This window comes from Sellimonas sp. (genome assembly GCF_047234585.1).
GTDB lineage: Bacteria > Bacillota > Clostridia > Lachnospirales > Lachnospiraceae > Sellimonas > Sellimonas caecigallum.
In genome coordinates this window covers 1-20,427 of sequence record NZ_JBKSWG010000004.1, presented here as the reverse complement: position 1 = coordinate 20,427, position 20,427 = coordinate 1, and the positions used below count along the sequence as shown (strand labels likewise).

Annotated in this window: 21 protein-coding genes and 1 pseudogene; 16 read left to right on the top strand and 6 right to left on the bottom strand. The window is 45.5% G+C overall.

Annotated features, from left to right (window positions below; genetic code table 11):
- The first annotated feature begins 2 nt into the window (after positions 1-2).
- The 8 genes from ACLROL_RS02250 to ACLROL_RS02215 all read left to right on the top strand — a co-directional run bounded on the left by ACLROL_RS02250 (position 3) and on the right by ACLROL_RS02215 (position 9,141).
- Positions 3-1,223 (top strand): M20 metallopeptidase family protein, encoded by a 1,221-nt coding sequence (locus ACLROL_RS02250; RefSeq protein ID WP_413067267.1) that lies wholly within the window; start codon positions 3-5, stop codon positions 1,221-1,223.
- Positions 1,224-1,251: 28 nt separating this feature from the next.
- Positions 1,252-2,652: a YfcC family protein gene (locus ACLROL_RS02245; protein ID WP_087199680.1), complete on the top strand. Its 1,401-nt coding sequence runs from the start codon at positions 1,252-1,254 to the stop codon at positions 2,650-2,652.
- Positions 2,653-2,673: 21 nt separating this feature from the next.
- Positions 2,674-4,023 (top strand): MATE family efflux transporter, encoded by a 1,350-nt coding sequence (locus ACLROL_RS02240; RefSeq protein ID WP_087199682.1) that lies wholly within the window; start codon positions 2,674-2,676, stop codon positions 4,021-4,023.
- 33 nt (positions 4,024-4,056) lie between these two features.
- Positions 4,057-4,476, top strand: coding sequence for an acyl-CoA thioesterase (locus ACLROL_RS02235; RefSeq protein WP_087199684.1), 420 nt, complete (start codon positions 4,057-4,059; stop codon positions 4,474-4,476).
- Positions 4,477-4,603: 127 nt separating this feature from the next.
- Positions 4,604-5,869, top strand: coding sequence for a DNA repair protein (locus ACLROL_RS02230; protein WP_087213295.1), 1,266 nt, complete (start codon positions 4,604-4,606; stop codon positions 5,867-5,869).
- 106 nt (positions 5,870-5,975) lie between these two features.
- The gene (locus ACLROL_RS02225) at positions 5,976-6,206 is read left to right on the top strand and encodes a YolD-like family protein (RefSeq protein WP_413067291.1); all 231 of its coding nucleotides are present in this window, start codon (positions 5,976-5,978) and stop codon (positions 6,204-6,206) included.
- Positions 6,207-6,457: 251 nt separating this feature from the next.
- Complete coding sequence (pckA, locus tag ACLROL_RS02220) at positions 6,458-8,065, top strand: phosphoenolpyruvate carboxykinase (ATP) (protein ID WP_087199688.1); 1,608 nt, start codon at positions 6,458-6,460, stop codon at positions 8,063-8,065.
- 119 nt (positions 8,066-8,184) lie between these two features.
- On the top strand, positions 8,185-9,141 hold the full coding sequence (locus ACLROL_RS02215) for a DUF1848 domain-containing protein (protein WP_087213258.1): 957 nt from the start codon (positions 8,185-8,187) through the stop codon (positions 9,139-9,141).
- On the opposite strand, the gene ACLROL_RS02210 is transcribed toward ACLROL_RS02215, so the two are convergent.
- Positions 9,068-9,697: a LysR family transcriptional regulator substrate-binding protein gene (locus ACLROL_RS02210; RefSeq protein ID WP_158096544.1), complete on the bottom strand. Its 630-nt coding sequence runs from the start codon at positions 9,695-9,697 to the stop codon at positions 9,068-9,070. The genes ACLROL_RS02215 and ACLROL_RS02210 overlap by 74 nt on opposite strands.
- Before the next feature lie 325 nt (positions 9,698-10,022).
- Here ACLROL_RS02210 and ACLROL_RS02205 point away from each other — a divergent pair.
- The 6 genes and pseudogenes from ACLROL_RS02205 to ACLROL_RS02180 all read left to right on the top strand — a co-directional run.
- Positions 10,023-10,258, top strand: a pseudogene (locus tag ACLROL_RS02205) (MerR family DNA-binding protein); the annotation flags it as partial.
- A gap of 173 nt (positions 10,259-10,431) precedes the next feature.
- The gene (locus ACLROL_RS02200; RefSeq protein ID WP_087213299.1) at positions 10,432-11,580 is read left to right on the top strand and encodes an aldo/keto reductase; all 1,149 of its coding nucleotides are present in this window, start codon (positions 10,432-10,434) and stop codon (positions 11,578-11,580) included.
- A 16-nt stretch (positions 11,581-11,596) separates the two neighbouring features.
- A complete protein-coding gene (locus tag ACLROL_RS02195) occupies positions 11,597-12,298 on the top strand; it encodes an alpha/beta fold hydrolase (RefSeq protein WP_087213268.1) in 702 nt (233 codons plus the stop codon).
- A 6-nt stretch (positions 12,299-12,304) separates the two neighbouring features.
- Positions 12,305-12,847 carry a histidine phosphatase family protein gene (locus ACLROL_RS02190; RefSeq protein ID WP_087213271.1) on the top strand — a complete coding sequence of 181 codons (543 nt, stop codon included), beginning with the start codon at positions 12,305-12,307 and terminating at the stop codon, positions 12,845-12,847.
- Positions 12,848-12,877: 30 nt separating this feature from the next.
- A complete protein-coding gene (locus tag ACLROL_RS02185; protein WP_413067266.1) occupies positions 12,878-13,618 on the top strand; it encodes a metallophosphoesterase in 741 nt (246 codons plus the stop codon).
- Positions 13,619-13,698: 80 nt separating this feature from the next.
- A complete protein-coding gene (locus tag ACLROL_RS02180) occupies positions 13,699-14,583 on the top strand; it encodes a NifB/NifX family molybdenum-iron cluster-binding protein (protein WP_413067265.1) in 885 nt (294 codons plus the stop codon).
- Positions 14,584-14,702: 119 nt separating this feature from the next.
- Here the strand turns inward: ACLROL_RS02180 and ACLROL_RS02175 are convergent, their stop codons facing one another.
- The 3 genes from ACLROL_RS02175 to ACLROL_RS02165 all read right to left on the bottom strand — a co-directional run bounded on the left by ACLROL_RS02175 (position 14,703) and on the right by ACLROL_RS02165 (position 17,951).
- Positions 14,703-16,082, bottom strand: coding sequence for an aldehyde dehydrogenase (locus tag ACLROL_RS02175; RefSeq protein ID WP_413067264.1), 1,380 nt, complete (start codon positions 16,080-16,082; stop codon positions 14,703-14,705).
- Entirely contained in the window at positions 16,075-17,349 is a 1,275-nt protein-coding gene (locus ACLROL_RS02170; RefSeq protein WP_413067263.1) for an iron-containing alcohol dehydrogenase, read from the bottom strand. Before ACLROL_RS02170 ends, ACLROL_RS02175 begins: the two co-directional genes overlap by 8 nt.
- 143 nt (positions 17,350-17,492) lie before the next feature.
- Entirely contained in the window at positions 17,493-17,951 is a 459-nt protein-coding gene (locus ACLROL_RS02165; RefSeq protein ID WP_087213287.1) for a MerR family transcriptional regulator, read from the bottom strand.
- A gap of 132 nt (positions 17,952-18,083) precedes the next feature.
- Here ACLROL_RS02165 and ACLROL_RS02160 point away from each other — a divergent pair, with 132 nt between their 5' ends.
- Together ACLROL_RS02160 and ACLROL_RS02155 are read left to right on the top strand one after the other, a co-directional pair.
- Positions 18,084-18,953, top strand: a complete 870-nt coding sequence (locus ACLROL_RS02160) for an aldo/keto reductase (RefSeq protein WP_413067262.1) — start codon at positions 18,084-18,086, stop codon at positions 18,951-18,953.
- A 25-nt stretch (positions 18,954-18,978) separates the two neighbouring features.
- A complete protein-coding gene (locus ACLROL_RS02155) occupies positions 18,979-19,620 on the top strand; it encodes a dihydrofolate reductase family protein (protein ID WP_413067261.1) in 642 nt (213 codons plus the stop codon).
- On the opposite strand, the gene ACLROL_RS02150 is transcribed toward ACLROL_RS02155, so the two are convergent.
- Positions 19,592-20,044 (bottom strand): transposase zinc-binding domain-containing protein, encoded by a 453-nt coding sequence (locus tag ACLROL_RS02150; protein WP_413067260.1) that lies wholly within the window; start codon positions 20,042-20,044, stop codon positions 19,592-19,594. The two genes, ACLROL_RS02155 and ACLROL_RS02150, sit on opposite strands and share 29 nt — an antisense overlap.
- Positions 20,037-20,427 (bottom strand): tyrosine-type recombinase/integrase (locus tag ACLROL_RS02145; protein ID WP_413067259.1); only part of this gene is annotated, 391 nt, incomplete at its 5' end. The genes ACLROL_RS02145 and ACLROL_RS02150, both read right to left, overlap by 8 nt.

Here is a 20,427-nt window from a genome sequence, read left to right as displayed (position 1 = left end):
CCATGAATGAAATATTGAAAAAAGCAAAGGAAATCCATGGACAGATTGTAGAAGACAGAAGAGCACTGCATCAGATTCCGGAACTGGGAATGTATCTGCCGGAGACGGCCGCTTACATCAAAGACCGGCTCGACGAGATGGAGATTCAGTGGAAAACGATAGGGGGACAACTTCCGAAAAAGATGACAAGAGATTTCATGGAAGCTGGATTCCCAAAAATGGAAAAGGCTGAGGGGATTGTTGCACAGATCGGAAGCGGAAGCCCGTGCATCCTTTTGCGAGCGGATATGGACGCTCTCCCTATCAAAGAAAAAAATAATTTGAAGTTTTGCTCCGGGAGCGAATGGGGACACATGTGCGGACATGACAGCCACGCGGCTATGTTGCTTGGTGCAGCGAGAATTCTGAAAGACATGGAAGGGGAACTGAAAGGAACCGTAAAATTGTTATTTCAGCCAGGGGAAGAGACCGGAGCCGGAGCCCGACTGATGGTAGAGAACGGTCTTCTAAAAGAGAAGAAGCCAGATGCTGCTTTTGCCATGCACGTTCAGCCCATAGAAAACTCTGGGGATGCAGGGTATGTGATGGGAGTCTGCTCAGCGTCTCTTGATACATTCATTCTGAAAATTACAGGGAAAGGCGGGCACAGTTCACAGCCTCAGCTTTGTGTAGATCCGCTGATGATCATGAATCAAGTCTATCAGGCGGTTAATCTGCTGCTCACAAGGGAAACGGATCCGGCCGCCATGGCAACTCTCACGTGCGGTGTGGCACAAGGCGGGACGGCAGTGAATATCATCCCGGATACGGCAGAACTGCACATTGGCATCCGGACGCTTGATGTGGAGGCATCCGAACACTTGAGGAAACGAGTGCCGGAAATCATTGATTTTTATGTGAAGGCGTGGAGAGGCGAATATGAGCTGACGACATTTCATACTCCATGTACTTATACAGATGAAAAACTTTGCAGAGAACTCGTGCCGTATATTCAGGAGATCGCCGGAACGGACAAGCTAAAGCAGATTCCGCCTATGACAGGGACGGAAGATTTTGGATATATCACACAGGAAGTGCCGGGAATGTTCCTTTTTTTGGGAGCGGGAAAACCGGGAAATGCACCGCTTCACAATGCACATATGGTGCTGGACGAGGAAGTGTTTTCAGAGGGAGCGGCGATCTATGCAAATGTGGCGGTGTCCTGGCTGCGCGGAAATAAATAAGAAAAGATAGGAGAAGACCAGAGGAAACATGGAAGGAAAGACAAAGAAAAAGGGGGTTCATATGCCCCATGTGTTTATCATACTTCTTTTTATCATGCTGCTGATCGTAGTACTGTCCTACTTGATCCCGAGCGGGAAATACGAAACGGTAACAGACAGCAAGACAGGCATGGAAATCATTGACCCGGAGAAGTTCGCTTATATTGAAAATGAAAATCCGATCACATTTATGAACTATTTTGAGGCAGTTTACAAAGGATTTGTAAATGGCGCCTCTATTATGGGAACACTTTTCATCTGTTCAGGAGTCATCTATCTTCTGGAAGTAAGCGGGGCATTCGGCGCGGGTATCCAGAAGATACTCAGGAAAACAAGAGGAAAAGAATTTTCTGTTGTTTTTATTTTCTATACCGTATTTGTACTGTTTGGGGTACTGGGATATGGGGAGGCCGCCTATCCGTTTTATCCGCTTGCTGTCACGATCGGTTTCGCACTTGGATATGATCGGCTTGTAGGGACAGGCCTTGCTATTGTGGGAAGTACAGTTGGATTTACCGCCGGCCTTATGAATATGTTTACGACAGGAGTGGCGCAGCAGATTGTGGGCCTTCCGATTTTTTCGGGGATCGGATTTCGTGCGGTGGGCCTTCTTGTGTTTTATCTCATCGGCCTTATCGGTCTTTACACATATTGCCGCAAAATTAAGAAGAATCCGGAAGCAAGCATATTGAAAGAGGAGTATAAAAATCAGAAAAAAGACGGACATTTGGAAGATATGGGGGAAATGACACCCCCAAAAGTGCTGGGATTACTTGTGTTTGCAGCCACAGTCGTCATCCAGGGCTATGGATGCATGAAACTTTCCTGGTCTTTTCCGCAGATTGCGGCTATTTATATTATCATGGGATTTATACTTGTAATTCTGTTCCGCATCCATCCAAGCGATGCGTGCCAGTTGTTCTGTCAGGGAGCTGTCCGTGTGTTCGGAGCCGCATTTGCTATCGGACTTGCACAGGCAGTTGTAGTTCTTATGGATCAGGCATGCATTATGGATACGATCGTGCATGGAATGGCAGTGATCCTGGAAAATAAAGGCTCTGTTTTTGCACTGCTGATTATTTTTGTTTTTGTGACATTGTTCAATTTCCTTGTGATTTCCGGGAGCGGAAAGGCAGTCATTATCATGCCGATCCTGCAGCCGCTCGGAAAAATCCTGAATATCAATCAGCAGGTGCTGGTTTTGGCATACCAGTACGGAGACGGCATCACAAACAGTTTCTGGCCAGGCGGAGCTTTGGTACAGCTGTCGCTGTGCGGGGTCGATTATGGCTCCTGGGTAAAATTTTGCTGGAAGATCTATGTTTCAATGATCGCCAGTGCATTTGTTTTGGTAATGATTGCAAATGCGATAGGATACGGACCATTTTAACAGGATAAGAGGGAATTTATTATGGAAAAAACGACACAAACAAATCAGATCACAGAGGGAGTTATCTGGAAGCAGCTTCTTTTCTTTTTCTTTCCGATCATGATCGGCACATTTTTTCAGCAGCTTTATAATACAGTAGACACCGTCATTGTCGGGCAGTTTGTCGGGAAAAATGCCCTGGCAAGTGTGGGAGGATCTTCTTCGCAGATTGTCAATCTTGTTGTGGGTTTTTTTACTGGTCTTTCTTCCGGGGCATCCGTCATTATTGCCCAGTATTTTGGAGCCAAAAATGAGAAAGCAGTCAGTCAGGGAGTTCACAATGCCTATGCGGTAGCTGTTGCGGGAGGAATTGTTTTAAGTATTTTGGGAGTCCTGCTGGCACCTAGAATGCTCCTTCTTATGAACACACCTCCGGAAATCATGCATGATTCCACAGTCTATCTGAGGATTTATTTCGGCGGGATCCTTTTTACATTTGTATACAATATGGGATCAAGTATCTTGAGGGCAACAGGAGACTCCAAGAGTCCGCTTTACTACCTTATTACCTGCTGCCTGATCAATATCGTGCTTGATCTGCTTTTTGTACTTGCGTTTCACATGGCTGTGCTTGGAGTTGCTCTTGCTACACTGACAGCACAGGCAGTGAGTGCGGTTCTTGTGACAAGAAAGCTTATGAAGTCGGAAGGGCTTTTGCATCTTCGGCTCTCGGGGATCCGTTTTTATGGATCTGCCATGAAATATCAGATCAAACTTGGGATTCCGACAGGGTTTGAGTCGGTGCTATTTGCTATTACCAATATCGCGATTCAGGCATCCCTCAACACTTTCGGGACAGACACGACGGCTGCATGGTCAGCATACGGGAAGTTGGATGCGGTATTCTGGATGATCAGCACAGCATTCGGAATCTCTATCACGACCTTTGTGGGACAAAATTATGGAGCCGGAAAGATGAAGCGTGTACACAAGAGTACACGAGTATGTATTCTTATGGATCTGGCAGTCTCTGCTGTGCTGGTAGTTTTTCTGATTGTTGCGAGATCCTTCCTGTTCCGTCTGTTTACATCGGATGAGACAGTCATTCAGATTGGAAGCGACATGCTTGTTCTGATCACACCGTGGTACATTGTTTATGTGTTTATCGAAGTGCTGGCGGGAACGCTCCGGGGGATGGGAGATGTAATCGTGCCTGTCATTATCACACTTGTGGGGATCTGTGTTCTGAGAATCGTCTGGCTTGTGGGAGCTCTTCATATCAGCCCGACGATATCCGCGATCATATTCAGTTATCCGGTAACATGGCTCTTGACGGCTGTCTTTTTTATCGGGTATTATCTTTATAAACGAAAGAAATGGAATGTAGAATAAACACCGGTTAAAAAATCAGAAAGAAGGGGAAGAATGAAACCATACGTACACAAAGTTCATTATTATGAGACGGATCAGATGGGCGTGACCCATCATTCCAACTATATCCGCTGGATGGAAGAAGCGAGAGTAGCTTTTCTGGAAGAGGCGGGATGGGGATATGACCGGATGGAGAGAGAAGGAATCAGTTCTCCGGTCATCCACGTCGACTGTGACTATAAAAAGACGACAACTTTTCCGGATGAGGTAGAGATTTCTGTGGAAGTGGAAGAGTACAACGGTGTGCGTCTGCTGATTCGGTATACGATGAAAGAAAAAGAAAGCCAGAAGATAGTTGCAAAAGGCCACTCCGGACATTGTTTCCTGAATCCGGAAGGAGTACCTATTAGAATGAAAAAGCAGTTTCCGGAGCTGGATCATATGCTGAGGGAACTGTGCGAATGTACAGAGTAATAAAGAAAGAGAGAAACACGGCGAAAAAATCTGCCGTGTTTCTGTTTTATTTTCAGCTCTTCACAAAAAGAATATTTTATGTTATGATAAAAACAGAACAAATGTTCGAATAACGGGAGGAAGGAAAATGGAGAGGACTTATCTGTGCATTGATCTTAAATCATTTTATGCATCCGTAGAGTGTGTTGAAAGAGGACTGGATCCAATGAAAGCCCGGCTTGTGGTGGCGGATCCAAACCGGTCGGAAAAAACGATCTGTTTGGCGGTCTCCCCGGCTTTGAAAGCCATGGGGGTTCCAGGAAGATGCCGGGTGTTTGAGATTCCGGATGGGATACAATATGAGATGGCCGAGCCCAGAATGCAGCTTTATATTGATTACTCAGCAGAAGTCTACGGGATTTATCTGAAATATATCGCAAAAGAGGACATCCATGTGTACAGCATAGATGAAGCGTTTATCGATGTGACAGACTACCTTCCTATGTATGGGATGACAGCCAAAGAACTGGGAAAACTTCTTATGCAGGACGTTCTCGAACAGATCGGAATTCCATCGGCCTGTGGGATCGGAACGAATCTTTATCTGGCAAAAGTCGCCTTGGACATTACGGCAAAGCATGCAGAAGATCGGATTGGGATCCTGGATGAAGTACTGTATAGGAAGACTCTGTGGGATCACAGACCTATCACGGATTTCTGGAGAATCGGAAAAGGGATTGCTGCTCGCCTTGAGGCAGCGGGGATCCGCACGATGCAGGAGGTGGCGGAGGCAGACGAAAATCTTCTTTACAAGCTGTTCGGCATCGACGCGGAGCTGCTCATCGACCATGCCTGGGGAAGGGAGACCGTGGAAATAAGAGATATAAAGGCTTACCGGCCAAAAGAGAATTCCATCTCCGGAGGGCAGGTGCTGCCGCGGGATTATGAGTTTGGAGAAGGCAAGATGATCGCAAAAGAGATGGCAGATCTTCTGAGCTTGGAACTGGTGGAGAAAGGCTGCCTGACGGACTCAGTCACACTGCATGTCGGATATTCTAATCGCCTGAATAAAGGGCCGGCCCATGGGACGGCTCACCTTACCACCGCTTCCAACTCAGCCAGACGGATCATCGCATGTACAGGACAGCTCTATGATCGAATTGTAGATCCCTTTACGCCCATTCGCCGGATGACGCTTACATTCAACCATGTAACTGACGAGGCATTTCGCCAGTACGATCTTTTCACAGATCCACTGGCGATGGAAAAAGAACGCTCTTTGATGAAAGCGATGTTGGATATCAAAGAAAAGTATGGGAAAAATGCGGTGCTTCGGGGAATGGATCTGCAGAAAGGGGCTACAACCATAGAGCGGAATCAACAGATAGGGGGACATAAAAGTGGAACGGCTTAAGATGAGCAGGGAAGAGCGGGCAAAACAGTTTATGCCTTTTGCGGCGTTGAAAGGGCACAAAGAAGCGCTGGAAGAGAAAGAGAAGCCTGTTGTGGAGAAGATGTAACTGTCTGAAGAGCGCGCGGAAGAACTGAGCTTCCAATTATCACAGATTAGGAAAAATGATATGATCACAGTAGTTTATTTTCAAAATCGAGATTATTTGAAAATAACCGGCATGGTTTCCAAGATAGATTTTCAGTCCCGGTACCTTAAGATTGTGAATGTAAAAATCCCGTTTAGGGACATTTATGACTTATCTGCAGACCAGACAACACATATACACCATCTTGAATAAATATCATATTCGACAAAAATTTAGCATTGTCCGGATGCCGGAAAATGCCGAAATAGCGGGAATCTTTCTAATATTCAGATAATTTTACCGTGGAATTACGAGAAATTTTATTGATTTAATTGGGTAAATATGTATAATTAGAGGTAGGAAGTCGGAGTGCTTCATTTTTTACAGAATATCGTAAGACCTGCATCATAGGATCTTATTATATTTATGTACCAAATTATCAAAGAAAAGAGGTAAAAAGTAAGATGGCAGAAATGAATTTAAGTAAGTATGGCATTACAGGAACTACAGAAATTGTACACAATCCTTCTTACGAATTATTGTTTGAAGAAGAAACAAAACCTGATCTGGAAGGCTTCGAAAAAGGACAGGTAAGTGAGCTTGGTGCAGTAAATGTGATGACAGGTGAATATACGGGACGTTCGCCTAAAGATAAGTTCATCGTAATGGATGAAAATTCCAAAGATACAGTATGGTGGACTTCAGACGAATATAAAAATGACAATCACCCGGCTACACAGGAAGCATGGGAGACGGTAAAAGACATCGCTCTGAAAGAACTTTCCAACAAAAAACTTTTCGTGGTAGACGCATTCTGCGGTGCAAACAAAGATACTCGCATGGCGATCCGTTTTATCATGGAAGTGGCATGGCAGGCGCATTTTGTCACAAACATGTTTATCCAGCCTACAGAAGAAGAACTGGAAAACTTTGAGCCAGATTTCATTGTTTACAATGCTTCCAAGGCAAAAGTAGAAAATTATAAAGAATTAGGACTCAATTCTGAGACAGCTGTAATGTTCAATATTACAAGCCGTGAACAGGTTATCGTAAATACATGGTACGGCGGAGAGATGAAGAAAGGTATGTTCTCCATGATGAACTACTATCTGCCGTTAAAAGGAATCGCTTCTATGCATTGCTCCGCAAACACAGACATGAACGGAGAAAACACAGCGATTTTCTTCGGTCTTTCCGGAACAGGAAAGACGACATTGTCCACAGACCCGAAACGTCTTCTTATCGGCGACGACGAACATGGCTGGGATGACAATGGTATATTCAACTTTGAAGGCGGATGTTATGCAAAGGTTATCAACCTTGACAAGGAATCCGAACCGGATATCTACAATGCGATCAAACGCAATGCTCTTTTGGAAAACGTTACATTGGATGAAGACGGAAAGATTGATTTTGCAGATAAGAGCGTGACAGAAAATACACGTGTATCTTATCCGATCGACCACATTGAAAAGATCGTTCGTCCGGTTTCCTCTGCTCCGGCAGCAAAGGAAGTTATTTTCCTTTCCGCAGATGCTTTCGGAGTACTGCCTCCGGTATCTATCCTTACACCGGAGCAGACACAGTACTATTTCCTGTCAGGATTTACAGCAAAACTTGCAGGTACAGAACGCGGTATCACAGAGCCGACACCGACTTTCTCAGCATGCTTCGGACAGGCATTCCTGGAACTTCATCCTACAAAATATGCGGAAGAGCTTGTTAAGAGAATGGAACAGAGCGGAGCAAAAGCTTACCTCGTAAATACAGGATGGAACGGAACAGGAAAACGTATTTCTATCAAAGATACACGTGGAATCATCGATGCCATCCTCAACGGAGATATCTTAAACGCACCGACAAAGAAGATTCCGTACTTCAATATTGAAGTGCCGACAGAACTTCCGGGTGTGGACAGCAATATTCTGGATCCGCGCGATACTTATGCAGATGCTTCCGAGTGGGAAACAAAAGCAAAAGACCTTGCTCAGAGATTCATCAAGAACTTTGCAAAATACGAAGGAAACGAAGCCGGAAAGGCACTTGTTTCAGCTGGTCCTCAGGTACAGTAACAAAGGGTATATTTTATGAACATATACATGGGGTGTGATTTTCGATCACACCCCGTTTTGCTGCAACAGATCTACTTTTGGGGTATACGGTATAATCATAGGAGGAAGGGGAGAGAAAAATGATATTGAGTGCAAGCCGAAGGACAGATATACCAAACTATTACTCAGAATGGTTTTTGAACAGAATACAGGAAGGATTTCTGTATGTGCGAAATCCAGTCAACATGCACCAGATAAGTAAAATTGATTTATCTCCAGAGGTGGTCGACTGTATCGTTTTCTGGACCAAGAACCCGGAACCCATGATAGACAGACTGGATGAATTGTCTGCCTATCAGTATTATTTTCAGTTTACACTGACCGGATATGGAAAAGATATCGAAACCAATGTCCCGCACAAAAAAGAAAAAATGATAGATGTATTTCGAAAATTATCCGAAAAAGTAGGAAGGAAAAGGGTGATCTGGAGGTATGATCCTATCATTTTTACCAGAGTATATACACCGGAATACCATATGCATGCCTTTTCCCAGATTGCAGGCGCACTGAGAGGATATACGAATCAATGCGTGATCAGTTTTGTGGACACGTACCCGAAAAACAGAAAAAATCTGGAGATGATAGGGGCATATGAACTGGAAGAGGCAAGCCTTATGTCGTTTGCGGGGACAATGGCGAAAACTGCAAAAAAGAATGGTATGACGATTGCAAGCTGCGCCGAGAAAAGAGATTTGTCTGTGTGCGGAATCGAAGCCAGCCGCTGTATCGATAAGAGGCTGATCGAAGAGATCATTGGGAGCGGTATAAATGTCAAAAAGGATAAAAACCAGAGGGCAGAATGCGGATGTATGGAAAGCGTGGAGATTGGCGCCTACAACACATGCAAAAACGGCTGCAAATATTGCTATGCAAATTACAGCCGGGAAAGTGTTGAGAAAAACTGCAAATCCTATGACCCCAATTCGCCGCTGCTGTGCGGGGAAGTGGGGCCAGGAGACAAAATCACGGAGCGGAAGATGAAGTCGCTCGTGGAAAGACAAATGAGCTTTTTGACGCCATTTGGTTATTTTGATTGACAAGACAGTAGTAGGAAACATTCGCTTCTTTGTCTAAAATTGGAACAGATATACGGCTTGGAGTATCTCCGTCTCGCTTGATTGCCAAATCAGAAGTAAAAGAAGGCAGCACAGAAGCTTTCACTAATTCATCGAAAGCAAAATTTTCTTCCTGAACCAGGAAATGTGTATCCGGCATTTTTTCCTGAACTATGCGGTCCCAAAATCCGATTCTGGAACGCAGCAGCATCGTTTCCCCGTTCAGATCTTTCAGATGAAGCGCCTTTCTCCCAGAAAGAGGGTGGGCTTTGGGTAAAGAGAAAAATAAATGTTCTTTTCGAAATTCAGTACAAGAGACACCTTCGAGGTCCGCAGGATAGGGGAGAATGATCATCTGGTACGTCCCGTCTTTCAGTCCTCGAATCAGCATCTCACATTCTTTGATTTCCGTTGATATGGTCATATCCGGATACAGATCAGACAGCGTCGGAAGAATTTCCCACAGAGGAGCAGGTGCGCAGGAACCGATAAAAATAGTGTGCTGTGTCCGGTCGAAGTGGCGGATTTCCTTAGTCATGGCTTGTATCTGATCCAAAATTTTTCTGGCATATTCAAGCGCCATTTTACCGTTGGAATTAAATTCTATCTTGTTTTTTTGACGATGAAACAGAGAAACCTGCAGTTCGTTCTCGAGTTTTTGTATAGAACGGGTCAGAAATTGCAGGGCTGGATGTAGGTCACAGTGAGATCGTAGATCACAGCGATCCTGGTTTTATCAAACTTCTGCACAGTATGAAAATTCACGATTAACAAATATAAAACAAGCCGGTTAAGGACAGGCAAAACTGTCTGTTCCTTATCCGGCTTTTTGAATCCCCGTTTGATTGCTTCCCTCGGAGAGGGAAAGACTGCAGCAGATTTTATTGTTTCGTGCGCTGGAATTTCCGCTTAAAGAAATCAAAGAGATTCTCTATGCGCGGAATTTTGACCGAAATAAGGCTTTGGAGCAGCAAATTGAATTGCTTCAGTTAAAGAAGGAGCATCTGGAAAAGTTGATTACTTTTGCCCGTGGAATACAAATGATTGGAGGAAAAACAATGGATTTTTCAGTTTTGACACAAGCAAATACGGAGAATATTGACAATGCCTGCGGCGGAACGGCAGAATTTGCCAGTGATGCCATCGACATTTATTGCAGACAGAACAGATAACTCCATACTATAATGATCTGGCAGCGTTGATATTGCTTTCATAACGGAGTATACTATGCTCAAAAGGCGTATCGGTATCGTAAGAAACGGAGGAGTTGTCATGAGATACAGAGAACTAGGGAAAACAGGTCTGAAAGTAAGTGAAATCGGACTTGGAGCAGAGTGGCTGGAGAGGCATAATGAAGAAGAAGTAAAGAGCGTGATCGAATGCTGCGAAAGCTATGGAATCAATATCATAGACTGCTGGATGGCGGAACCAAATGTACGCTCTAACATCGGAAAAGCACTGGAAGGGAAAAGGGGAAAATGGATCATCCAAGGGCATTTTGGTTCCACCTGGCAGGGTGGGCAGTATGTCCGGACAAGAGATATGGATAAGGTTAAGACTGCGTTTGAGGATTTGCTCACGCGTCTTCAGACAGACTATATCGATCTGGGAATGATCCATTTCGTAGATGAAGAATCCGAGTTTTACCGCATTATGGAGGGAGAATTTCTGGAGTATGTAAAGGAGCAAAAAGAAAAAGGGGTCATTCTTCATATCGGAATGAGTACCCACAATCCGAAAGTGGCGAAACTTGCAGCTTTAAGCGGGGAAATAGAGATGATACTTTTCAGCATCAATCCAGCTTTTGATCTGCTTCCAGCAAGCGAAGAGTTGAGCGATTATTTTGCCGAGACATACGAAGAGCATTTAAATGGGATCAATCCGGAGAGAGCAGAGCTTTATCAGATCTGCGAACAGCAAGGTGTCGGAATAACGGTAATGAAAGGATATGCAGGCGGCCGTCTGTTCTCTCCTCAGACTTCTCCGTTTGGAGTGGCGCTGACACCAGTTCAGTGCATCCACTATGCCTTGACAAGACCTGGAGTGTCCAGTGTCCTTGTCGGATATGATACACCGGAACATGTAAAAGAGGCAGTTGCCTACGAGACAGCCACAGAAGAGGAAAAAGATTACGCAAGTGTCCTGGCAAATGCGCCTCGTCATGCTTACACCGGTCAATGTACATATTGTGGACACTGCGCGCCATGTCCGGCACAAATTGATATCGCGATGGTAAATAAACTTTATGACCTGGCAGTGATGCAAAAAGAGGTGCCGGGCACAGTTCGGGCACACTACAAAGGGCTTTCCGCCAATGCGAAAGACTGTATCGCATGCAGAGGCTGCGAATCAAGGTGCCCGTTTGGCGTTCCGGTAGTGGAAAGAATGGCGCGCGCAAAAGAATTGTTTGACAGACTGTAAAAATGGGAGGGAAAATATGAGTGATATCCAGCTCTATTCCATCGAAAAAGGGACAGGAGATCCGCTGATCTTATTACACGGCAACGGGGAGAATAGCCGGTATTTTGCGCGGCAGATTGCATATTTTGCAAAAACACGCAAAGTCATTGCGATAGATACGAGAGGACATGGACGAAGCCCGCGCGGAAATGCACCTTTTACGATCCGACAGTTTTCTGAGGATTTGTATTCTTTTATGGAGAAGAAGGGAATTGAGCGGGCGGACATCCTTGGGTTTAGTGACGGCGGAAATATCGCGCTGGTGTTTGCGTTAAAATACCCGCAGAAAGTGAGAAAACTCATTTTGAACGGCGCCAATCTTTACCCGTCCGGAATGAAGACTTCGATTGTACTTCCAATCTGGGCGGGGTACGGCATTGCATCTTTATTCGCGCCGATCTCCCCAAAAGCGAAAAAGCAAAAGGAACTGTTGGGACTTATGGTAAAGGATCCTTATATCCGGCCGGAAGACCTGAGCAGAATTTCTGCAGGGACACTGGTTCTTGTGGGAAAGAACGATATGATCCGGCACCGTCATTCCAGGCTTATTGCACAGAGAATCCCAGGGGCCAAATTCGTCTGCTTAAAAGGGGATCATTTTATTGCATCAAAAAATCCGGACACATTTAACCGTGTAGTGGACCGGTTCCTTTCAGAAGAAAAATCAAATAGGAGATAAACAGACATGGGACATTTTTATTTTGTAAGACACGGGCAGACCGTGTGGAACGTGGAAAATAAGATCTGTGGAAGAACAGATAGTGAACTGACCGAGTACGGCCATCAGCAGGCTGTGGAGACAGGAAAGAAATTCCTGGAAGAAGGGATCCGGGCGGATGAAATCCTGTATTCGCCGCTTGTACGGGCAGCAGAGACAGCACGGCATATTTCTGAAATCATGGGGATTCCGGCAAAGGCAGAGCCGCGGCTGATCGAGCAGCATTTCGGCAAATGGGAGGGTACATCTCCAAGAAATGCCGCTGATTTCCAGAAGGAAAAAGAACAGTTTGCCAGCCACCATGGAAATGGAGAATCGACGCTTCAGCTGGCCCAGAGAATCTACAATCTGCTGGATGATATCAAGGCGGAGTCAGAGAAAAAGACATACATTCTGGTCGCACACAACGGAATTGCCAGAGTCGTACAGTCGTATTTTACTGATATGACGAACGAAGAATACGCAGCATTTGGAGTAAAAAACTGTGAAATTCTCCGGTACGATTTTTAACATATATTTGAACAGAGGAGGTAATTCCGGATGGCATTGTATGCATTGGGTGATCTGCATTTAAGTTTTCAGGCAGACAAGCCGATGGACGCATTTGGAAAAGTGTGGAAACACCATGAACGTAAGATTGAAAAGTACGTGAATCGCATCGTGAAGCCGGAGGATACTCTTGTGTTGACCGGCGATCATTCCTGGGGCAGGAAGCTTTCGGAATGCCGGGAGGATCTTGCCTTTATTGAACGGCTGCCGGGGCGGAAGATCCTTCTGCGGGGCAATCACGATATGTTCTGGGATGCGAAGAAGACCAGACGGCTGAATGAAGAATATGCCGGACGGATCTTCTTTTTGCAGAATAATTTTGCCGCATATCAGGACTATGCGCTGGTGGGGACGAAAGGATATACTTTTGAAGGACCGTTTTATTTGGATTTTCAGGGAAGAATCCTGGGATGGGACGAAGAGAGGGAAAAGCAGGCCAAGAAGCTGATTGCAAGAGAGATGGAGCGGCTTCGGGAGTCCTTTCGACAGGCGGAAGAGGCAGGATACCGTAAATTTGTAATGTTTCTGCATTATCCGCCGACAAGTATTCTCGAGGCAGCTTCGCCATTTACACAGATTGCGGAAGAATACGGTGTGGAAGCGGTCGTCTACTCCCACTGTCATGGAGAACGGCGGTTTGGAGACAGCATCCGGGGAATTTACCGGGGAATCAACTATATGCTGGTATCAGGAGATTATCTGAATTTTCATCCGGAGCAGATTCTGGCATAAAAGCTTGGAAATCATCGGATGATGTTTTATAATAGAATCGTCAGAATCAGAAATAGAAATAAATGAGGAGAAAAGAAGACATGAAAATAGCGGTAACGTATGATAATGGAAACATTTTTCAGCATTTTGGAAAAACAGAGAATTTTAAAATTTACGAAGTGGAAGATCATAATGTAATCTCCAGTGAAGTGATCGGTTCAAATGGCACAGGACATGGTGCATTGGCAGGACTTTTAGCAGAACAGTCTGTCGACGTGCTGATCTGCGGCGGGATCGGCGGTGGAGCTCAGGCTGCACTTGCAGAGGCAGGAATCGAGTTATGCTCCGGCGCCCAGGGCGATGCAGATCAGGCGGTAGAAGCTTATCTCAAAGGGGAACTGACTTCTTGCGGCGCAACCTGTGACCACCATCATGACGAAGGCCACAGCTGCGGCCATCATGGAGAAGAGCATGACTGCGGTCATCACGAGGAAGAGCATTCCTGTGGCGGCGGATGCGGAAACTGCGGAGGAGGCTGCGGATCACAGCCGGCGATTACTGGCCGCAATGTGGGAAAGACTTGCCGGACGCATTATAGAGGAACATTTAACGATGGTACCCAGTTTGATTCTTCCTACGACCGCGGGGAACCTCTGGAATTCGTCTGTGGTGCAGGACAGATGATCCGGGGATTTGATGCTGCAGTGGCTGACATGGAAGTTGGACAGGTTGTTGATGTCCATCTGATGCCGGAAGAAGCGTATGGCATGCCGGATCCAAACGCGGTGTTTATGATTGAAATGGCATTTCTTCCGGGATCTGAAAATCTGGAGGAAGGGCAGCGGATCTATCTTACCAATCAGTACGGCCAGCCGTTCCCGGTCACTGTAGTTGAGAAAGATGAGACTTCCATCACATTCGATGCCAACCATGAAATGGCAGGAAAAGAATTGAATTTCCGGATCGAATTGGTTGAGGTAAAATAAGCGTACCTGAACAGACATAGGACTGCCTGTATTAAAAAGCCTGTCGCACAAGTGGAATGCGGCAGGCTTTTAAACTTTAAAATATTTTTCCTTGATCTCAAGTCCTGTTTTCGGGAAAGTTATTTCAGGAAAAAGCGGACCATCTTTTCATGCAGTTTTCGGTATGGCTGATAGCGCATCGGCAGATCGATCCAAGTCTTTTTATCTACGATACTCTTATAGTGGGAGAACGTGTCAAAGCCGATCTTTCCGTGGTAAGCTCCCATACCGCTTTCGCCAAATCCACCAAATCCCATCTCTGTAGTAGCCAGATGGATAATGGTATCGTTGATGCAGCCGCCGCCGAATCCACAGCGGGAAGTGACTTTCTTTGCCGCCGCTTTGTCAGAAGTAAAGAAGTAAAGGGCAAGCGGATGAGGCATGGCGTTGATATTGCGGATTACTTCGTCCAGATTGTCAAATGTCAGGATCGGCATGACAGGGCCGAAGATTTCCTCCTGCATGACTGCATCCTGAAAGGTAACATGATCAAGAACGGTAGGCTCGATGCGGAGTGTTTTTCGGTCAAAATTTCCGCCGTGCACGACTTTCTTTTTCTCTATCAGGCCCAGAATCCGGTCGAAATGCTTTTCGTTGATAATTTTTCCGTAATTCGGGTTGCGAAGCGGCTGTTTCCCGTATTGTTTCTGGATCTGCTTTTGCACTTCCTTGATCAGCTTGTCTCTGACAGCGATGTGGCAGTAAATATAGTCCGGTGCAACGCAGGTCTGTCCGCAGTTGAGGTATTTTCCAAAGACAATTCGTTTTGCTGCCAGTTTTATATCAGCAGTCTGATCCACAATACACGGACTTTTTCCGCCCAGCTCTAACGTGACGGGTGTTAGATGCTCCGCGGCGTTTCGCATAACCTCTTTTCCAACAGCCTGGCTTCCGGTAAAGAAAATGTAATCAAAGTGTTCCTTCAAAAGACAAGTGTTTTCCGCCCGGCCGCCAGTTACGACAGCCACATACTGGGGATCAAAGCACTGTGACAGGATTTTTTCAAGCACCTCGCTGGTGTGCGGAGAATAGGCGCTTGGTTTTACTACAGCGGTGTTTCCTGCGGCAAGTGCATCCACCAGTGGGGACAGCGTCAGCATAAAAGGATAGTTCCACGGGCTCATGATGAGTACAACACCGTAAGGGGATGGTTTTTGATAACTTCTGGAATGAAACTGCGCCAGCGGGGTATGGACTCTTTTTTCGCTGGCAAACCGTTGTACGTGTTTCAGCATATAGCTGATCTCTTCCAGAACAAGTCCGGTTTCACACATATAGCTTTCAAATCCACTTTTTCCAAGATCTTTTTTTAGTGCATTATGGATTTCTTTTTCATTTGAAGAAATAGCAGCATAGAGTCTGCGAAGCGCAGCAACCCGTGCACTGACCGGAAGTGTCGCTCCGGTTTGAAAGTGTTTCCGCTGCCTGGTAACAAGATCTTTAATTTCCTGTTCAGTCATGTTTTGTCACTCCTTCCCTAACAACATGTTCTTTCGATTCCTCCAAATCTTCTTCCGGATCTGCCGGTTCAGGCATCAGCATATAGTAGAAGGTCTCAAGCTCTGCCGCATTCATCAGCACAGGAACCGGATAGAGCGGGTTGGCTTCCTTATCAGCGTAATGCGCAAGTTTCGGAACATCCGTCTCCTGGATTTCCGGGATATAATCGCCGATACCGAACCGTTTTTTCATATCCTGAATGGCTGAAATGAACCGTTCTGCTGCCTCGTCATAAGGGGTATTTTTGTCAGCCAGACCGGCAGCAATAGCCAGACGGGCAAGTTTTTTGTGAATCTTTTCGCCGTAGGCTTTTAAGACCATGGGAAGAATTACCGCATTTGCAAGCCCATGAGGTACGTTGTATTCCCCGCCCAGGGAATGGGCAATGGCATGGACATATCCCACATAGGACTTGGTAAATGCGCATCCGGCATAGAAGGAGGCACGCAGCATGTTGCGCCGCGCATCCACGTTGCTGCCATCCTCGTATACGGTATCGATATTTTCAAAAATCAGTTTGACAGCCAGAAGAGCGTCCTTGCGTGTCCCGTAAGTGGTGGAATTGCCGATGTAGGCTTCCACAGCGTGGGTTAGGGCATCCATTCCGGTGGTGGCAGTGATAAATGGAGGCAGGCATAAAGTGACCTTGGGATCCAGAACCGCATATCTTGGGATCAGAGGGAAATCGTTGATCGCATATTTGTGGCGCGTCTGGGCGTCTGTGATGACCGCAGCCAGCGTCGTCTCACTTCCGGTGCCGGCAGTGGTAGGTATTGCCATCAAAAGCGGCAGTTTTTTGTGTACTTTCAAAATCCCCTTCATCTTCGCAAGCGACTGTTTTGGTTTCGCGATGCAGGCCCCGACAGCCTTGGCACAGTCCATACTGGAACCGCCGCCGAATCCGATAATGCAGTCACAGCCTTCACTTTTATAAAGATTGATAGCCTCGGACACATTTACAGTAGTAGGATTGGCTACGGTTTTATCATAGATACAAAAGGGAATCCCGGCACGCTCCAATGCATTTTCCAGGCGGACAGTCAGGCCAAGCTTCCGAATGCCCGCATCAGTGATGATCAGAGCCTTGCTGCAGTTTTTCTTGCGGATCACATCTGGCAGCACTTTCACACTTCCGACGATCTTCGGCGTCCGATAAGGCAAAAAAGGAAGACAAACCTTCAATCCGGTCTGAAAAGTCCTGCAATATATTTTCTTTAGAGTATTCATGACAATTCATCCTTTCCGGCGCGAGGACACCGCGCTCTTTTTACAGGCATTTTTACCAGAAAAATATTAACATTTAAGAAAAGAATTGTCAATAACAACGAGGAGTCGCCGCGGCTGGTTCTGCCTCAAAATTCGAAATGTTATCACACAGTTGTAAGAAGACCTTTTGCCCTTGCTCTTGCGTCTTTAAATTTAGCAGGGATCTCTTCTTCCGGTATGGTTTCGTGTATTTTGCATGATCCTGCTTTTTCAGCAGTTTCATAATACCATTTTTTATAGTCCAGCATGGCAAGCGTTTCTTCCAGCTGCTGGATTTGAATAAGTACAGCCTGCCGCTGATTTTCAATTAATTCTTTGCGGGCAGAAATTGTTGCATCTCCCTCTATACACCAATCTATAAAAATTTTGATTTTCTTGATGGGCATCCCTGTTTTTTTCAGACATTCAATAATAGAAAGCCATTCAAAGTCACTGTCTTTGAACATTCGTATGCCGCCGTTGGAGCGTTCGACAAATGGCAGAAGCCCTTCTTTATCGTAATAGCGCAGCGTTGAAGGCGCTATATTTAATCTTTTTGCCATTTCACTTACTGTATAAAGCATTTTTTATCCTCACATTTCTAAATTTTTTTGTATCAGGCATTGACTTAAACCTAACTTTAAGTTGTATGATTTACATGAACTCACATAAGGATTATAGCCGCATATAAAAAGTGCGTCAACAGGAGGAAAGATATGGAACAGACAAAAATTTTATCAGAAACTTACACCCTTACAAACGGCATTCAGATTCCTAAAATAGGATTGGGCACATGGTTTATTCCGGATGATGAGGCCGAAGAAGCGATCTGTAATGCGGTAAAAATCGGATATCGCCACATTGATACCGCACAGGCATATGAGAATGAGAGTGGAGTGGGCAAAGGCGTCCGGGCTTGTGGAATAGATCGGAAAGATCTTTTCATTACGACAAAACTGGCAGCAGAAATAAAGTCCTACGAAGAAGCAGTAGAGGCAATTGATGGCTCACTTGAAAAAATGGGACTGGACTACATTGATTTGATGCTTATTCACAGTCCGCAGCCATGGGCAGACTTCCGCGGCGGAGATTATGCAGATGGAAATCGTGAAGCATGGCGTGCACTGGAAGACGCTTATAAAGCAGGGAAACTCCGCGCGATCGGTATTTCTAATTTCCAGGAACATGACATTGAGAATATTCTTTCTACATGCACGATAAAACCTATGGTAAATCAGCTGCTGGTTCATGTAGGAAATACACCTTCAAATCTGATAGAGCATTGCCGGAAACATGACATTTTGGTGGAAGCATATTCTCCTGTTGCTCATGGAGAAATTTTGAAAAATGAAGAATTGAGCAGAATCGCTGACAAATACCAAGCGACCATAGCTCAGCTTTGTATTCGATATGATTTGCAGATCGGCACGTTGCCGCTTCCTAAAACAGCGAATCCGGCGCATATGCTTGAAAATGCAAAAGTTGATTTTGAAATTTCCCAACAGGATATGGAAATCCTAAGATCGATGGAACCATTGAAGGATTACGGAGAATTCAGCGCTTTCCCCGTGTTCAGCGGAAAATAAAACTTTGATTTGGGAGGAAATAAAAATGGACAGACCATATATTTTTTGCCACATGCTGACTTCTCTTGACGGCAAAATTATGGGATCTTATATGGATACCGCAGAGGGAGAAACGGCAGGAAATGTATTTTACAACATAGCTTTTGGGGAGAACCCTTATTATAAACATCAAGGCTGGCTGTCTGGCAGAGTGACAACGGACGACAATTTTACTTTCTATGAAGTACCTGCATTAAATGAAGATGCGCCTGCCGTACCTGCGGGAGACTTTGTGGCAGAAGAAAATGCCACGATGTATTACGTCTCCGTTGATCCTTCCGGCAGATTGGGGTGGAAGAGCAGTGAACTTATTTACAATGACACTCATGCCCATGTAATTGAAGTATTGACGGAAAAAGCAGGAAATGCTTATAAAGCATTTTTGAGAAGTCTTGGAATCTCATATATTATTGCCGGAAAGGAAACTTTGGATTATGGAATGGCAATGAAGAAATTAAAAAGATTGTTTGGAATTGAAACATTGATGCTAGGTGGAGGCGGCATTCTGAATTGGTCTTTCATACAGGCAGGCATGTGCGATGAAATAAGCGTGGTAATTGCGCCTGCTGCGGACGGTTCTTCTGAAACTCCTGCGCTTTTTAACGCAAAAGACAATTTGGCATCATAATCCCGGGCTGTGCGCCAAGATATTTCTGGTCTGTACTCAGTTCCAGAAGGGTTTCGGCACAGCACTTATGGAGCAGTCCGTAAAGGAGCTTCTGATTACAGTAGATCAGGGGATTGAGTTCATGGGGGAGAGTAAACACCACGTGGAAGTAAGGGGAATCAATGACTTCCGCCCTGCGTTGATCCACCCAGATTTCTTTCAGTACAGCTTGACAGATGGGGCAGTTCCGGTTCCGGCAGGAATTCTTGTGGAATTCCATGTGTCCGCATTCGCTGCACTCACTGACATTGAATCCAAGCCTGCCGGACTTACATGCCAGGATGGCGCGGGAAGTTTTTTTCTGTTCTTCTGACTGGAAATGTCCGGACTGGCAGTAATCATCATACGAATCCTGCCAGATCATCCGGATCTTGAGGTTACTCAATGGAAGCACCTCCAATCCGGTCAAAAGGGGAGAGCACATTTCTGGACTGGTAAGAAGCCAGGTGGATATAGATCAGGGTAGAGTTTAGAGATTTGTGCCCCATCAGATTTTTAATTGTCAGAAGATCCGTCCCGTTTTCATAAAGGTGTGTTCCGAAAGCATGACGGAAAGAGTGGCAGGTAAGCCGGTGTTCCCAGCCGAGGGACTCTTCGTGGGCACGCATATGCCGCGTGATATAAAAAGTATCAATAGGCCGGGAAGGATCCGTCTGTTTCGGAAAAAGCCAGCCGGAGGGACGGCCGTATGCAAACCAGTAGTCAGTGAGGATATCCAGCGCTTTTTGAGAAAGGACGGCATAGCGGTCTGAACGGTTTTTTGAATGT

What these genes read in the sequence shown, in the direction of transcription:
- ACLROL_RS02175 (WP_413067264.1), bottom strand. Translation starts at nt 16,082, where the DNA reads ATGACTGAACAGGAAATTAAAGATCTTGTTACCAGGCAGCGGAAACAC.
- ACLROL_RS02235 (WP_087199684.1), top strand. Translation starts at nt 4,057, where the DNA reads ATGAAACCATACGTACACAAAGTTCATTATTATGAGACGGATCAGATG.
- ACLROL_RS02195 (WP_087213268.1), top strand. Translation starts at nt 11,597, where the DNA reads ATGAGTGATATCCAGCTCTATTCCATCGAAAAAGGGACAGGAGATCCG.
- ACLROL_RS02215 (WP_087213258.1), top strand. Translation starts at nt 8,185, where the DNA reads ATGATATTGAGTGCAAGCCGAAGGACAGATATACCAAACTATTACTCA.
- ACLROL_RS02190 (WP_087213271.1), top strand. Translation starts at nt 12,305, where the DNA reads ATGGGACATTTTTATTTTGTAAGACACGGGCAGACCGTGTGGAACGTG.
- ACLROL_RS02240 (WP_087199682.1), top strand. Translation starts at nt 2,674, where the DNA reads ATGGAAAAAACGACACAAACAAATCAGATCACAGAGGGAGTTATCTGG.
- ACLROL_RS02155 (WP_413067261.1), top strand. Translation starts at nt 18,979, where the DNA reads ATGGACAGACCATATATTTTTTGCCACATGCTGACTTCTCTTGACGGC.
- pckA (WP_087199688.1), top strand. Translation starts at nt 6,458, where the DNA reads ATGGCAGAAATGAATTTAAGTAAGTATGGCATTACAGGAACTACAGAA.
- ACLROL_RS02210 (WP_158096544.1), bottom strand. Translation starts at nt 9,697, where the DNA reads ATGACTAAGGAAATCCGCCACTTCGACCGGACACAGCACACTATTTTT.
- ACLROL_RS02200 (WP_087213299.1), top strand. Translation starts at nt 10,432, where the DNA reads ATGAGATACAGAGAACTAGGGAAAACAGGTCTGAAAGTAAGTGAAATC.
- ACLROL_RS02165 (WP_087213287.1), bottom strand. Translation starts at nt 17,951, where the DNA reads ATGCTTTATACAGTAAGTGAAATGGCAAAAAGATTAAATATAGCGCCT.
- ACLROL_RS02180 (WP_413067265.1), top strand. Translation starts at nt 13,699, where the DNA reads ATGAAAATAGCGGTAACGTATGATAATGGAAACATTTTTCAGCATTTT.
- ACLROL_RS02170 (WP_413067263.1), bottom strand. Translation starts at nt 17,349, where the DNA reads ATGAATACTCTAAAGAAAATATATTGCAGGACTTTTCAGACCGGATTG.
- ACLROL_RS02160 (WP_413067262.1), top strand. Translation starts at nt 18,084, where the DNA reads ATGGAACAGACAAAAATTTTATCAGAAACTTACACCCTTACAAACGGC.
- ACLROL_RS02250 (WP_413067267.1), top strand. Translation starts at nt 3, where the DNA reads ATGAATGAAATATTGAAAAAAGCAAAGGAAATCCATGGACAGATTGTA.
- ACLROL_RS02185 (WP_413067266.1), top strand. Translation starts at nt 12,878, where the DNA reads ATGGCATTGTATGCATTGGGTGATCTGCATTTAAGTTTTCAGGCAGAC.
- ACLROL_RS02245 (WP_087199680.1), top strand. Translation starts at nt 1,252, where the DNA reads ATGGAAGGAAAGACAAAGAAAAAGGGGGTTCATATGCCCCATGTGTTT.
- ACLROL_RS02230 (WP_087213295.1), top strand. Translation starts at nt 4,604, where the DNA reads ATGGAGAGGACTTATCTGTGCATTGATCTTAAATCATTTTATGCATCC.